Consider the following 14,732-nt stretch of genomic DNA (forward strand, 5'->3'; position numbering starts at 1 on the left):
TATTAAAGTTCTGCTTCATTTTGAATCGGCACATCCCGGCGGATGTAGCTGACTAAACGCACCGTATACTCACCATTATCAAAGTCGTAATCTTCAAGACGTTTCTTCGTATTATTCGTCGTTACAACCACATCGATAAAGTCCACTGTATGTTTTACTTTAAAGGTGACCGTGAATGCTTCAAAACCGCGTTCCGGTGCCGGTTTTTTAACGACAACTCTGTTGATAGAACCTTTAACATCTTCCAGTTCACCGCCGATAATCGCTTCGATTTCTTCAGCTAATTCAGTCAGTGTCATTTTTTTATTTTCGATTAAATAAAATTTCTCTTCATGCATGTTAAAACTCCTTTACTCTTCGTTTTCTTCTGTGTCTTCAGCCTGCTGGCTTTCTTCGAACTCTTTTTCCAATGCTTCAAGTTCAGATTCTTTCTGATCAACATTTTGCTGCAGTGCTTCATTATCCCCCTGCAGGTCATTAATTTCTTCTTCGAGTTCAGAAATGTCTCCGTTGATCGCTTCTAAATCCTTTTCTGCCTGGCTGGCCTCTCCGCTGCATGCCGAAAGACCGATTACTAATACAATCATCATCAGTTTTTTCATTATCTTCACCTATAGTTTATCTTACCCAATATTATACCATTCATATGTATATTTTAAAATTTATAGAAAAAACCCGGCAAAATTTGCCGGGTTTCCTATATGTGATTATTCTCCGATTGTTACTTCATCAAGATGATAAATACCTTGAGCATCTACCCAGAAGTTTTGAACGTTTGAGTTCATACCTGTTAAGTAGTTCTGGTGGTGAATGTAAGCCATAGGCGCTACATCTACAAGGTGATTTTGAAGCTCAGAGTAAATTTCAAGTCTGGCTTCTTCATCAGCTTCACGGCGTCCTGCCTCAAGCAGTTCGTCTACTTTATCGTCTGATAAGAATGAACGGTTACCCGGGTCACCATGCATAGATGAATGGAACAGCGGATACGTGCCGTAGTCTGCATCACCTGTTACAGTAGACCAGCCAAGGATAAACATATCGTGGTTACCGGCAGCTGTTTCTTCTAAGTACGCGCCCCACTCTAATTGTTCAACCGTTAAGTTAATGCCGATTTCCTGCAGTGATTCCTGCAAGTAAACTGCTGTGTTAACACGCTCAGGGCTGTCGTTTGTCCAGATAGACAAGTCGAGGCCGTCTTCGTAGCCCGCTTCAGCCAGTAATTCTTTCGCTTTTTCAATATCGTATGAGATACCTTCAACGTTTTCATCGTAACCGAATACCCCTGGTGCCAGAGGTCCTTTTGCAGGAATTCCTACACCGTCATAAACACCGTTAATGATCTCTTCACGGTCGATAGCATAAGAAATTGCCTGACGGACTTTTGGATCATTTAATGGTTCTTTTTCAGTATTGAAACCAATGTATGATAATGACATTGATTCTGTTTCATCTAAAGCTGTTTCAGCACCGTTTGCAATGCGGTCAGCGTTGCTTGATTCAACAGTGCCTGCAATGTGAGACGTGCCCGATTCAATTTCAGCGATACGTGAAGCTGTTTCAGGAACAACTTTAAATGTCACTGTATCAAGTGTAGCCGCTTCACCATAGTAGTCATCGTTACGTTCTAAGACGACTTGTTCACCCGGTGTGCGCTCCTGTAGTTTAAATGTACCTGTACCGACAGGATTTTCTGTGACATATGTGCCCAGTTCAGATGAAATAGCATCTTGGACTGCTTCAGCTTCACCGCTGTCACGCAGTTCGTAATACTCTTCTGCAGTCATGTCTTCACCTGCTGCATCAAGCGCCTGCTGGTAGTCAGCATCGATAACATCTTTACTGATCATACCGCCGCCGTCATGTGCAAGGTGAGCCAGTAATGGTGCGAATGGATACTCAGTTGTAATTTCTACAGTGAACTCATCCACTGCTTCAACTTCAGTAATCATTTCGTATAAGAACATACGCGGTGATGCCATTGCCGGATCAAGTACACGGTCTAAGTTGGCAACAACAGCTTCAGCATTAAATTGTGTACCATCGTGGAAAGTGACATCATCACGAAGTGTAAAGCTCCAAGTTGTGTCATCGACCTGCTCCCATTCAGTCGCAAGACCAGGTTCTACTTCCATATCTTCATTCAGGACAGTCAGTCCGTCATATAAGTTGTAACGTACGTTTGAAGATGGTACGTCGTTATTGCCGTGCGGATCCATCGATACGATGTCACTCATTTCCGAGATCACAAGATCCTGGCCGCCAGCTGGAGTACCTTCCGCGCTGTCTTCGCCTTCAGGCTGAACATCGCTGTCGCTCGTACAAGCTGCCAGTACTAGTGTTAAAAACAGTACCGCACTTAGAGCGAGCAGTTGTTTAAGGCTCTTCATTATGTATTTCCTCCTCAAAAAATTTTAAATTTTAAGACAATTTAAAATCCTAAAATTTCACTCTTTTATACTACCCTAAAACAATTTTTCTTACAAGCTTGAATTTTGAAAATATTAACACTACAAACAATTACTTATATATCATCAAAACTCAGCCTTTTTTTACTATATCACTCTCCTCTTATAAAATAAAGCGCTTTCAACAATTTTATAAATTCTTGAAAGTAACTGAAAATTCTATTAATAAATTTCGAAGATTCCCTCTTTTTTGTGAAATTTACTATACTGTCAGGCTTTAAAACGATAAAAACCGCCAGCCTTTTTACGGACTAACGGTTTTTATCTTGTAAATTATTGCGTCATCGAAGTTCCTCTGAAATCGAAGATGTTATACGCATCGCCTTCGAAGCCTTCGACATTATTGTTGTGTGCGTTTAAGTTTTCACCGTGGCGGATAAAGATTGCCGGTGCTTCATCAACTAAGATTTGCTGAGCCTGCATATAGAGCTCTTCGCGTTCAGCTTCTTCTGTTGACTGTCTCGCTTCGTCTAAGATGCTGTCAAGTTCAGGGTTGCTGTAGAATGAACGGTTGCCGTCCGCACCGATGTTATCGCTGTGGAACAGTGGTGCAATTCCGTTATCTGGGTCACCGGTTGAGTTGCTCCATCCAAGGATGAACATATCATGCTCCCCGGCACCAGTTGCTGCTAAGTACGCGCCCCACTCTACTTGTTCAACGTTAACTGTAATGCCCAATGTGCTTAACGATTCCTGCAGCCATAATGCCACGTCGACACGTTCAGGATTATCATCATTGACCATTAAGTTGATTGTTAAATCTTCAACACCCGCTTCATCGAGAAGTTCCTGTGCACGTTCCATGTTGTAGTCCAGTCCTTCAAGGTCCTCAGAATAACCGAGTACTCCTGGTGCAAGCGGTGCTTCAGCTGGAGTACCTGAGCCGTTATATACACCTTCTAGAACTGCTTCGCTGTCAAATGCGTGCGTGATAGCCTGACGGACTCTCGGATCGTTAAATGGCTCTTTTTCAGTGTTGAAACCAATGTAGTCTATCGATACTGATTCGTTACGTAATAACGTCACGTCTTCATTACTTTCTACACGTTCAATATTACTTGATAAAGTGGCGAGAATCGCATTAGAAGTTCCAGATTCCAGTTCAGCAATACGTGAACCGGGTTCAGAAACTACTTTGAAATCTACACCGTCGAGCAGTGCAGTATCTCCCCAATAATCATCATTGCGAACGACTGATGTCTGTTCGCCGGGACTTCTTGAATCAAATTTAAAGTAATTCGTACCGACCGGCTCAGTTTCAACGAGCTGGCCGACATAAGAGCTGATTTCATTCGCTACAGCTTCATGCTCATCTCCGCCTTCAGCACGGAGGTCGTAATACTCTTCAAGTGTTAAATCACTGCCCGCTTCATCCAGAGCATTCTGGTAATCCGCATCGATTAAATCTTTACTGATCATTTTACCAGCACCGTGAGTTAAGTTATTCACCAGCGGTGCAAATGGATATTCAGTAATTAATCGAACTGTATAATCATCCACAACTTCAACTTCAGTGACCATGTCCAGTAAGAAAGAACGCGCTGAAGCTTTTGCCGGATCTTTTATGCGCTCAACATTCGCTTTAACCACTTCTGCATTAAACTCACTGCCATCGTGGAAAGTAACACCTTCACGTAATTTGAACTCCCATGTTGTATCGTCAACTTGTTCATACTCTTCTGCCAGTACAGGAACGATTTCAAAATTTTCATCCTGCGTTACAAGCGGTTCGTAAATCGTATCGCGAATCTGTTCTGATGGAACATCATTACTTCCGTGCGGGTCCATCGACACCGCATCACTAGGTATAGCTAAAGTTAAAGTCCCGCCTTCAGCAGCCGCAGACTCTTCCCCTTCACTCGCTTCCTCTTCTACATTGCTGTCGTCAGTACATGCCGCAAGGATAAGTATCAATACGCCGAGTAACGTCAAAAAACTAAATTTCTTCATTTGATTCCCCCCAATTTAAAGAAGTCGATAAACTTCTTATAATATTCAGAATTTTACACTATAAGGAATGGTTCTACAACAGCTAATTCAGAAAATTGTAATTATTGGAGGCGTTTACTTATTGGGACGTGTTGAATATTGATGATTTTGAGCTTGAAATGAGTTTGGGTCCGCTTGGCCGGACAATGTTATTTTCTCATTGGCCGAGTAAACGCCTTAGCCGGACAATGAGACTCTTTCATTGGCCGAGTAAGCACTCTAGTCGGACAATGAGACTTTTTCATTGGCCGAGTAAACGCTCTAGCCGGACAATGAGACTCTTTCATTGGCCGAGTAAGCCCCCTAGTCGGACAATGAGATCCTCCCATTAACCAACCAGACCCTCAACCGCTACAAATCCAAACAAAAAAACAGCAGCTGAAGTCAATTCAGCTGCTGGTATCATAATTCTATAAAAGAAGCGGAATCACAATTCCGCTTCCAATCTATTGGTCCAGTTCCAGTAATATATTTACAATCTGTCTTCTCGCTTCAATGCCCTCTTTAATAGGATAGAGCGGGAAAACGTGATTCTGCATGTCATATTCATAGTATTCGAAGTCCGCGCCTGCTGCTTCCAGCATGTTTGCATACTTTCTCGCATCCGGCAAAATAATTTCACGGGTGCCGATAAATAAATGCAATTTCGGCAAATCTTTTAATTCTCCAAACATCGGCGATACTTTATAATCATCCGGTTTGGCATCACCCGACCATATTTTCCCGATTATTTTTAAATTATCGCTCTTCAGCATCGGTTCAACTTCTTCATAATCTTCAATTTCCGGATTAGATAAAGTAATATCCAGCCAGGGCGATATGGCAATTTGAGCTTTTGGCATTTCAATATCGTTTTCCTTCATCCATTTAGTCAGCCCAAGCGTCAATCCTCCGCCGGCTGAATCTCCCATGATGACCAGGTTTTTATCTTCTTTAATCAGTTTTTTATACAGGGATTGAAGTGATTCATATGCCGTGTCGTAACTGTACTCGGGTGTTTTCTGATAGATCGGCACGATAAACTCCATGCCTGTTTCTTTAACCATCTTGCTTAAAAATCTCCAGTGAAATACTGACGGCTGATGAATATAACCGCCGCCGTGCAAATAGAGAACGCGCTGTTTCGACGGTTCATGCCGCGGTGACATGTTAAATACTTTCATCCCGAACAGTTCTTCGCTCGTGATATGCGACTTGACGATACTGGCAGGAATTTCATATTCCTTGCGGTTTTCTTCCGCTTTCTCTTCCAATATCTCTGCATTAATATCCGGCTTATCAAAGTTGACTACTCTGATTAGATCTTCCGCCAGCTCACTGCCGACACTTCTATGATGTACAAATATTGACCGGTATACGTACATGATGACACCGGATACCGCCGCAAAAACTGCAGTGCCTCTTAATAATTCCCTCATTATATATTGCCCTCCGCTTATATATTAATTTAAAAGTGAAATCTTCGGCCCAGCTGCGTCATAAACGACGCGTTGCCGATCAGCAGCATAGCTAAAAATGTAGCTATGCTGAATGATGCTGCCGATATGCTCGGCCACAGGACATTTGCCAGACCTGAAAAATACAAAATTAAAGGCAGGAAGCCAAGTGCAATCATCATGAGTAAAAAGCTGACATAACCCGTCCATTTCAAGCGGACTTTAATAATGATGATAGATATCAATAAGATTCCTGCAATGATGACGAAAGGGACGACATAGTTGACTGACCACTGCACCGATCCGGACATGCCGTCGATTACAAGCAACAGCACTGTCAGACTGACGACCTGGGCAGTAATTTTACCGCCGAGATGTGCTGCTGACAAAATAGTATGATTCAAAGATACTACCAGATAAAATACCGCCACTGCTACATAGAATACCCATAAGAAGTGCGGCATAACAATCATATTAATTAAGAGGCAAATCAATATGGCTATAATACCGCCGATCACAGTCATCCTTGAAATCTGTGCCCGCAGTTTATATTGCCGCTGATTGTAGACCGGATACGCTCTGTCTTCTGTTTTTATATCCGTATCTGACAGCAGCTGGTGGCAAATAGGACACGTCGATTCATTCGTATAAATTTCGCAGTCCTCGCAACTGTTCACGCTACTCACCCCATCCATTTGAAACTGCTGTAACATCGAGTCCTGTCATTCTCGTCAGCTCTTTGAAAAATCTTTTTATAATTTCATTATCTTCAATTGAGCGCGAAAATGTAATCGTTAATTTATCATTGACTGTTGCCGTACCGCAGTTTATCGGACTTTTATTTGTCGGATAAAGAATGACATCCATAGAATCGACGTACGGCTTCATAGAATCCGGCAGCTTAATATTACCGAGATTCGACAAGGTCATTGTTTTTGCGCGTTCACCGAGCTGGTTAAAGGCAAAACGCATTACAGGATATTTAATGAAGACAGGCACAATTCTCAGCCAAATATGACTTTGAAATGACACGAAACGGTTAATGCCTGCCTGCAAAAATGCCTTGTCTGTTTTCTCAATCAGCTGCTCAGTGACGCTGCGAATTACATCATCAAACGGAATCTGATCGTTCATTGTGACTCCGATGTTTGAAACTGAAAAGAAGTTTCTGACTGATACCGAAGGAAAATGCCGTCTTAAACTCACCGGCATGGCAATCGTAATTAAATCCGCTTCAGCTTTTCTGCGCCGCTTTTCCATATGAATGGATTTGATCAGAAGGCTCGTCAGAAAACCTGTTAAAGATGTACCTTGTGCTTTGGCATAGCTGTTGAGCGCAGCGGCATCAACAAATCCCTGAATCACATTAATCCCCGGCGGATTGAGCTGTGTTCCTTTTAGCTGATACGCTTTTTTATCGTTTGTTGCAGGATTTTTAACGTTAGTGACGGTTGCATACTTTAAAAAGCTGTCTTCTGTCTCTTCTGTCTTCGGCGGTGCATTCGGCAGCATCAGCTCCGTCTCTTCCGCTGAAACATTCTCCTCTTTTAGCTTTAAATATTGATAGGTCAGCGTTTTTACGAACTCCGCTGCACCCCCGCCGTCTGTCAGTGAATGGAATACTTCGACTGCAATCCGTTTGCCGAAATACAGTACGCGAATTAAGAAGGCATTATTTTCTTTTCTGTCGATCGGTGCACACGGATAATCCGTTTCTTCTTTAACTTTCAGCACCTGATCATTCTGTTCAAGGAAGTCCCAAAAAAGCCCTTTTCGCACTCTGACATTTAAAGTCGGAAAACGCAGCACGACAATATCGAGCGCTTCCTGAAGGATTTTAGGATCAATCGTTTCATGAAGCGTAATCGATACGCGGAAAACTGCAGAGTTCGATGCATTCGATACTGCATGAAAAATTTTCCCTGTATTATCTATTTTATACCACTGATCCATAACCTGACCTCCGTCGTGCAAATTCATTTTATTACATCTATTAAATTGTATACTCAAAAGAAAAAAAACAGAAGCAAAACCTGCTGGCACACTCGCAGATTTCGCTTCTGTTTTATATTTACTGCTGTTCTTCTAAAGTCACTGTTCTGAAATCAGGTTTACCTAAATGTCCTGGATCTAGATTGCCGACTTCAGCACGTGATGCATGAGCACTTGCTGCTTGTCTGATAAAGATTGAAGGTTGTTCTTCAACTAGAATTTTATCGATTTCCTGGTAAATCTCTGCACGTTTTTCTTCATTAGATTCCTGACGGCCCTCTTCAAGCAGTGCGTCTACTTCTTCATTATCGAAGAAGGCACGGTTGCCGCCGGACCCTTTCATTGAAGAGTGGAACAGCGGCCATAAGCCCTGGTCCGGATCACCGACTGAATTCGGCCAGCCGAGAATGAATAAATCGTGTTCGCCGTTTGATATCGCTTCTAAGTAAGTCCCCCATTCGAGCTGCTCCACCGATAAATTAATACCGATATCCTTGAGCTGCTCCTGCAGCAGAATTGCAATATCTATTCGTTCAGGCACGTCGTTAGTCATAATTTTCAAATCCAGACCGTCTTCATAGCCCGCTTCCTTCATTAACTCTTTGGCACGTTTGGGATTGAGATTTTCATCTAAATCAAACAAACCTTCATATAATACATCTCTTCTCTGGTCAGACGGCAAATCATTTTGACCGGCCGGATCCAGTGATGACGTATCACTCGCATAAGCAGCGATGAAATCTCCCCCTGAAGTATTCGTTTCACCATTTTCATCTGAGACTTCCACATTGGCATCACTCGTACATGCGCCGAGCACCAGTGAAATTATCGCAAGCGGCAAGTATTTTAAATACTTCATATTTATATCCCCCTGATTTAAAACCGAATTTATGATGCGTGAACGCTACTGCTCATTAATAGTGACATTTCTGAAATCTGGTTTATTAAAGTGGTTGATATACAGTCCTTCTACTTCAGAACGAATTGCATTCGCACTTTGGGCTTGTCTGATAAAGACAGACGGCTGTTCTTCAACGAGTATTTTATCGATTTCCTGATAGATCTGTTCGCGTTTCTCTACATCTAATTCTCTGCGTCCTTCTTCAAGCAGGCTGTCCACTTCTTCATTGTCGAAGAATGAACGGTTGCCGCCTGTGCCCTGCATAGATGAGTGGAACAGCGGCCAGATGCCCTGGTCAGGATCGCCGACCGGATTTGGCCAGCCTAAGATGAATAAGTCGTGTTCACCGTTTGATACTGCATCTAAGTACGCGCCCCATTCGAGCTGTTCGATGCTTAAGTTAATACCTGCTGATTTAAATTCTTCCTGAAGCAAAATCGCGAGATCGACACGTTCAGGTGTATCGTTAGTCATAATAGTTAAATCAAATCCGTCGCCGTAGCCCGCTTCTTCAAGCAGCGCTTTGGCACGTTCCGGGTCGTAGTCAAGGTCTTCTAAATCTTCATTGTAGCCGAGAATTTCTTCCTGCAGCGCACCTTTCATCGTTCGTCCGACGCCGTAATAAATACCTTCCATAATGGCTTCTTTATCTACAAGGTGGCCGATTGCCTGACGGACTCTCTTATCTTGTAAAGGTCCTTTTTGCGTATTCATGCCGACATATTCGTTTGATAAATTGTAAACTGGATAAGTTTCCATATCCGGATGGTTTTCTATACGATCCCACTGGGCATTATCGAAGCCCTGGATAAAGTGGGATTGTCCGCTTTCCAGTTCAGCAATTCTCGACGCGTCTTCAGCGACTACTTTAAATGTAATCGTATCGAGTTTTGCCGGCTCGTCCCAATATTCATCGAAGCGTTCAACGACAACATTCTCACCGGGTGCTCTCGACTGGAATTTCATGTAGCCGGTGCCGACTGGTTTTTGTTCTACAATTCCACCTGTGTGCTGACCAACCTGATTAGCGACTGCTTCGTATTCTGTTCCGCCTTCACTGCGAAGTGCGTAAAATTCATCGAGGGTGATATCCGCTCCGCCTTCATCAATCGCGTTTTGATAATCTTCATCGATGACAGCTTTTGAAACCATACCGCCGGCATCATGTGCTAAATAGTTCGGCAGCGCTGCGAAAGGATAGTCCGTGACGATTTCAACAGTGTAGTCATCGACTACATTGACTTCACTCACCATTTCAAAAATATTGGCACGGCTTGAAGCGACTGCCGGGTCGACAATTCTTTCGATATTCGCTTTAACCGCTTCGGCATTAAATTCTGTGCCGTCGTGGAAAGTGACACCTTCACGGAGGTTGAATACCCATGTCGTATCATCTGTCTGTTCGTAATCAGAAGCGAGACGCGGTTCCGGCTCTAAATCATCATTCAGATAAAGTAATCCTTCATATATTACGTTTCTTCTCTGATCTGACGGCAAATCATTTTGTCCCGCCGGATCCAGTGATGATACATCCGTTGCATAGGATGCAATTAAATCGCCGCCTGACGACTCTTCTGCTGTATTACCTGCTTCGTCTGTCACTTCTACATCAGAATCGCTCGTACATGCAGATAATATAAGAAGCAGTGCAGCAGCTAAGAAATATGTATAAAATTTCATTGTTTATTTTTCTCCTCCTGTTTATACTGAAATCAATTCATATCTTTTTTGTATGTATTGTAATCCAGATTATAGCACTAGGAATTAAAGATAAGCAAGATAAATTTTCTGTTTATATTTTCCTTCAAGCCTTGGTATATATAAGGAAACGCTTTCAATTATCTACACTTTTTAGAATATTGGCAGTAAAAAGTATAGACGGTTGTCGATAATTCTTGTTATAGTCTATACATCGATGTATTATGAATAAATATGTCAGAATTATTTGTATTTATATTAATTTTCAGTTTTTAGAGGGGGTTTATGTTACATGTCAAATGTACAACCAAGTCAGGTTCCAGTTAAAAAACCTGCCAATCGGAGAGTCGACAATTTCAAAGACTTCTACAGAAGACTTCGAAAGAACAAAGCAGCACTTGTCGGTCTTTACGTATTGGTGTTTTTATTTTTAGTTTCAATTTTCGGCGCTCTGGACGCCAACTATAATATATTAGGCGTCAATTCAAACGCTACAAACCTTACTGATAAGCTGATGGGTCCTTCGGCGCAGTACTGGTTTGGTACAGATCACCTGGGCCGCGATATCTTTTATCGTATTCTTCACGGTATGTACATAACACTGGGTGTAGGTTTTGCAGCGACATTTATGGCTGCTTTAGTCGGAGTACCGATTGGTCTCTTAGCAGGATATTACGGCGGATGGCTGGATACAGTTATTATGCGCTTGATGGATATACTGCTTGCTTTCCCGGGTATCCTGCTTGCACTTGCAATCGTCAGTGTACTTGGAGGCAGCACGATCAACGTAACAATCGCCATCGCTATCGGGGCGCTGCCTCAGTTCGCCCGTATTGTCCGCGGTTCAACGCTGACAACGCGCAAACTTGAATACGTTGATGCGATTAGAGCACTCGGAGCCAAAGATGGGAAAATTATTTTCCAGCACATATTACCGAATATTTTATCACCGATTATCGTCAATACGACGCTGTTTATCGCAACAGCGATTTTATCAGCAGCAGGTCTTTCCTTCCTTGGATTAGGTGTACAGCCGCCGACTCCTGAGTGGGGGGCAATGCTTAATGACGGCCGTAACTATATGTATCAGGCAGCTCATATTACGTTCTTCCCCGGTATGATGATCGTGATCGTCGTACTTGCATTTAACTTGTTTGGGGACGGCTTAAGAGATGCTTTCGATCCGAAGGCCAAAAAATAGGAGGAGGATATCATGACAAAATTTATCATTCGCAGATTACTGCAGCTTATACCCGTACTCCTTGGAGTTACGGTACTCGTGTTCAGTCTGATGCACCTCACTCCGGGTAACCCGGCTGTAATTATGGCCGGTGAAAGTGCGCCGGAAGCTACGGTTAAAGCAATCGAGGCTAGACTCGGGTTAAACGACCCGCTTTACGAACAATACTTTAGATTTTTAGGGAATGCGGTACAGCTGGACTTCGGTTCATCTATCCGTGATAACATCCCGGTCTTTAATCATATCAGTGCCCGCTTCATGATCACTTTAGAATTATCCGTTATGGCAATGATTTTCAGTATCTTCTGGGGACTTTTAGCTGGTATTATTTCAGCAGTCAGAAAATACACTTTTGAAGATGTTGCAATGATGGTCGTTGCACTATTCGGTCTTTCGATGCCTAACTTCTGGCTCGGACTGATGTTAATTCAATGGTTCGCAATTGAAATTCCAATCTTTAAACCGACAGGCTGGGGCAGTCTTGAACAAAACGTCCTCCCGGTGATTACGCTTGGTACTGCCGGCGCTGCGATTATCGCACGTATGACAAGAAGCAGTATGCTCGACGTTATCGACCAGGATTACATCAGAACAGCCCGTGCCAAAGGGGTTAAGGAAGGTTCAGTAATATTACGTCACGCACTGAAGAACGCGATGATACCTGTTATTACAGTAATCGGTATTCAGTTCGGTTCATTCCTTGCAGGATCTGTCCTGACTGAAAGTGTATTCGCAATTAACGGTCTCGGAAGATTGATCATCGACTCAATTCTCCAGCGGGACTTCCCTGTCGTCCAAGGGGCAATTCTTGTTATTGCAGTTATCTTCGTTATCGTTAACTTAATCGTTGATATTTCGTACAGACTGCTTAACAAACGCGTGGACTTAAACTAAGAAGGAGTGAAAATCATGTCAGAAGATGTAATTCTCGATATAGAAGATCTCCGCACTTCCTTCTTCGTTGATTCAAACGAAGTTAAGGCAGTCGACGGAGTTACATTCCAGGTGCCTAAAGGTAAAACTCTGGGTATTGTTGGAGAAAGTGGTTCAGGTAAAAGTATCTCTGCCCTTTCGATTTTAAGATTAATTGAACATCCCGGAAAAATTATCGGGGGAAGCATTAAATATAAAGGCGAAGAATTAACAGAAGTTAAAAATGCCCGCATGCGTCAAATTCGCGGTAATGAAATCTCAATGATTTTCCAAGAGCCGATGACATCACTGAATCCGACTTTCACTATCGGCCAGCAGCTTCGTGAGTCTTACAAAATTCACGAAGGTCTAGGTAAAAAAGATGGGACGAAACGAGCAATTGAAATGCTTGAACTCGTTGGTATTCCATCCCCTGAAAAACGTGTGGATCAGTATCCTTTCGAACTTTCAGGCGGTATGAGACAGCGTGTCATGATTGCTATGGCCTTAGCATGTAAACCAGATCTCCTGATTGCCGATGAGCCGACAACGGCACTCGACGTAACCATTCAGGCACAGATTTTAGAACTCATTAAAGAACTTCAGGAAGAAATCGGCATGAGTGTTGTAATGATTACTCACGACCTTGGTGTTGTTGCAGAAACGTGCGATTACGTTGCTGTAATGTATGCAGGTAAAGTCGTAGAATTCGCCGATATTAATACACTGTTTGAAAATCCGAAACACCCGTATACAGTTGGACTCTTAAACTCACTGCCTCGACACGATAAAACTCAGGATGAACTGATTCCAATTAAAGGCAACGTGCCTGCACCTGACGAAATGCCTTCAGGCTGCAGATTTGCACCGCGCTGCCCATTCGCTTCAGATATTTGCAACACATTGCCTGAACTCGAAGACCTCGGCAACGGCAACGAAGTCAGATGCTGGATCCATACAGATCAGTGGGACGGAGACAAGGAGGTACAGCTGAATGCCAAATAAACCATTATTAAATGTTGAAAATCTCGAGCAGCACTTCCCGATTAAAGGCGGATTTTTCGGCCGTACAGTCAACCACGTTAAAGCCGTTGACGGCATCACTTTTTCAATCGATAAAGGTGAAACTGTCGCTGTCGTCGGTGAATCCGGCTGCGGTAAATCAACGACCGGCCGCGCTATCCTCCGTTTGGACGAACCGACCGGCGGTAAAGTTGAATTTGAAGGCCAGGATGTTCTCGCCATGTCTAAAGATGAAATGCGCAAGATGAGAAAAGATATGCAGATCATCTTCCAGGATCCATATGCATCATTAAACCCGCGTAAAACAGTCAGACAGACACTGTGGGAAGCCATGGATATTCAAAAAGTCGTTCCGAGAAAAGAACGCAATGCACGCATTATCGAGCTGATGGAAACAGTTGGGCTGCAAAAACACCAGATTGACCGCTACCCGCACGAATTCTCAGGCGGACAGCGCCAGCGTATCGGTATTGCCCGTGCTTTATCAGTAAATCCTAAACTCATCATTTGTGATGAAGCAGTATCAGCGCTGGACGTTTCAATCCAGGCACAAGTACTCAACCTGCTGAAAAGATTGCAGCGCGAACTCGGCCTGACTTATCTCTTTATCTCACATGACCTTGGAGTCGTCCGTCACATTGCTGACCGTATCGTCGTAATGTACCTAGGTAAAATTGTCGAAGTCGGAGATACAGAATCTATTTTTGAAAACCCTCAGCACCCGTATACAAAAGCATTATTATCAGCAATCCCTGTACCGGATCCGAAGAAAAAATCACAGCGTATATTCCTGCGCGGTGACGTTCCTTCACCTATTGATCCGCCGACAGGCTGCCGATTCCATACGAGATGCCCGTTCGCGACAGACCACTGCCGAACAGCTGAACCGCATTTGGAACAAAAAGATACTCAATTTGAAGGTTTCCACAAAGTATCTTGTCACTACGCCCTCGATATTCAGGATGGAAAACACGAACCGCAGTATGAAATGTACAACGTTCGTAAAATTCTTGATGATGAAGGCGAAGAAGCAGCAACAGAAGACAGTGAAGCATTTTCAAAAACAGAAAAATAGT

At 43.1% G+C, this 14,732-nt stretch carries 13 protein-coding genes; 4 read left to right on the plus strand and 9 right to left on the minus strand.

Going from position 1 to position 14,732, the window contains the following annotated elements; all coding sequences use genetic code 11:
* Positions 1–2 precede the first annotated feature (2 nt).
* From IEU81_RS05810 to IEU81_RS05850, 9 genes are all read right to left on the minus strand, one after another.
* On the minus strand, positions 3–338 hold the full coding sequence (locus IEU81_RS05810) for a hypothetical protein (protein ID WP_092598822.1): 336 nt from the start codon (positions 336–338) through the stop codon (positions 3–5).
* 12 nt (positions 339–350) lie between these two features.
* Entirely contained in the window at positions 351–602 is a 252-nt protein-coding gene (locus IEU81_RS05815; RefSeq protein WP_092598819.1) for a hypothetical protein, read from the minus strand.
* A 105-nt stretch (positions 603–707) separates the two neighbouring features.
* On the minus strand, positions 708–2,387 hold the full coding sequence (locus tag IEU81_RS05820; RefSeq protein WP_186090698.1) for a glutathione ABC transporter substrate-binding protein: 1,680 nt from the start codon (positions 2,385–2,387) through the stop codon (positions 708–710).
* Between the two features lie 351 nt (positions 2,388–2,738).
* Entirely contained in the window at positions 2,739–4,415 is a 1,677-nt protein-coding gene (locus IEU81_RS05825; RefSeq protein ID WP_186090699.1) for a glutathione ABC transporter substrate-binding protein, read from the minus strand.
* Between the two features lie 485 nt (positions 4,416–4,900).
* Complete coding sequence (locus IEU81_RS05830) at positions 4,901–5,872, minus strand: alpha/beta hydrolase fold domain-containing protein (RefSeq protein WP_092598802.1); 972 nt, start codon at positions 5,870–5,872, stop codon at positions 4,901–4,903.
* Between the two features lie 29 nt (positions 5,873–5,901).
* Positions 5,902–6,567 carry a DUF6320 domain-containing protein gene (locus tag IEU81_RS05835; protein ID WP_092598799.1) on the minus strand — a complete coding sequence of 222 codons (666 nt, stop codon included), beginning with the start codon at positions 6,565–6,567 and terminating at the stop codon, positions 5,902–5,904.
* A 1-nt stretch (position 6,568) separates the two neighbouring features.
* Positions 6,569–7,843, minus strand: coding sequence for an alcohol acetyltransferase (locus IEU81_RS05840; protein ID WP_186090701.1), 1,275 nt, complete (start codon positions 7,841–7,843; stop codon positions 6,569–6,571).
* Positions 7,844–7,961: 118 nt separating this feature from the next.
* Positions 7,962–8,741 carry an ABC transporter substrate-binding protein gene (locus tag IEU81_RS05845; protein ID WP_186090702.1) on the minus strand — a complete coding sequence of 260 codons (780 nt, stop codon included), beginning with the start codon at positions 8,739–8,741 and terminating at the stop codon, positions 7,962–7,964.
* A 45-nt stretch (positions 8,742–8,786) separates the two neighbouring features.
* A complete protein-coding gene (locus IEU81_RS05850) occupies positions 8,787–10,463 on the minus strand; it encodes a glutathione ABC transporter substrate-binding protein (protein ID WP_186090704.1) in 1,677 nt (558 codons plus the stop codon).
* 310 nt (positions 10,464–10,773) lie between these two features.
* On the opposite strand from IEU81_RS05850, the gene IEU81_RS05855 reads away from it, so the two are divergent.
* Genes IEU81_RS05855 through IEU81_RS05870 form a run of 4 tightly spaced genes read left to right on the plus strand, consistent with a single transcriptional unit; the run spans position 10,774 to position 14,731 of the window.
* On the plus strand, positions 10,774–11,682 hold the full coding sequence (locus IEU81_RS05855; RefSeq protein ID WP_186090706.1) for an ABC transporter permease: 909 nt from the start codon (positions 10,774–10,776) through the stop codon (positions 11,680–11,682).
* 12 nt (positions 11,683–11,694) lie between these two features.
* A complete protein-coding gene (locus IEU81_RS05860) occupies positions 11,695–12,615 on the plus strand; it encodes an ABC transporter permease (protein ID WP_092598781.1) in 921 nt (306 codons plus the stop codon).
* 15 nt (positions 12,616–12,630) lie between these two features.
* Positions 12,631–13,638 carry an ABC transporter ATP-binding protein gene (locus IEU81_RS05865; protein ID WP_092598778.1) on the plus strand — a complete coding sequence of 336 codons (1,008 nt, stop codon included), beginning with the start codon at positions 12,631–12,633 and terminating at the stop codon, positions 13,636–13,638.
* A complete protein-coding gene (locus IEU81_RS05870) occupies positions 13,628–14,731 on the plus strand; it encodes an ABC transporter ATP-binding protein (protein ID WP_092598775.1) in 1,104 nt (367 codons plus the stop codon). The genes IEU81_RS05865 and IEU81_RS05870 overlap by 11 nt, the downstream gene beginning before the upstream one ends.
* Position 14,732 lies beyond the last annotated feature (1 nt).

This window comes from Jeotgalicoccus aerolatus, from assembly GCF_014635205.1.
Lineage (GTDB): Bacteria > Bacillota > Bacilli > Staphylococcales > Salinicoccaceae > Jeotgalicoccus > Jeotgalicoccus aerolatus.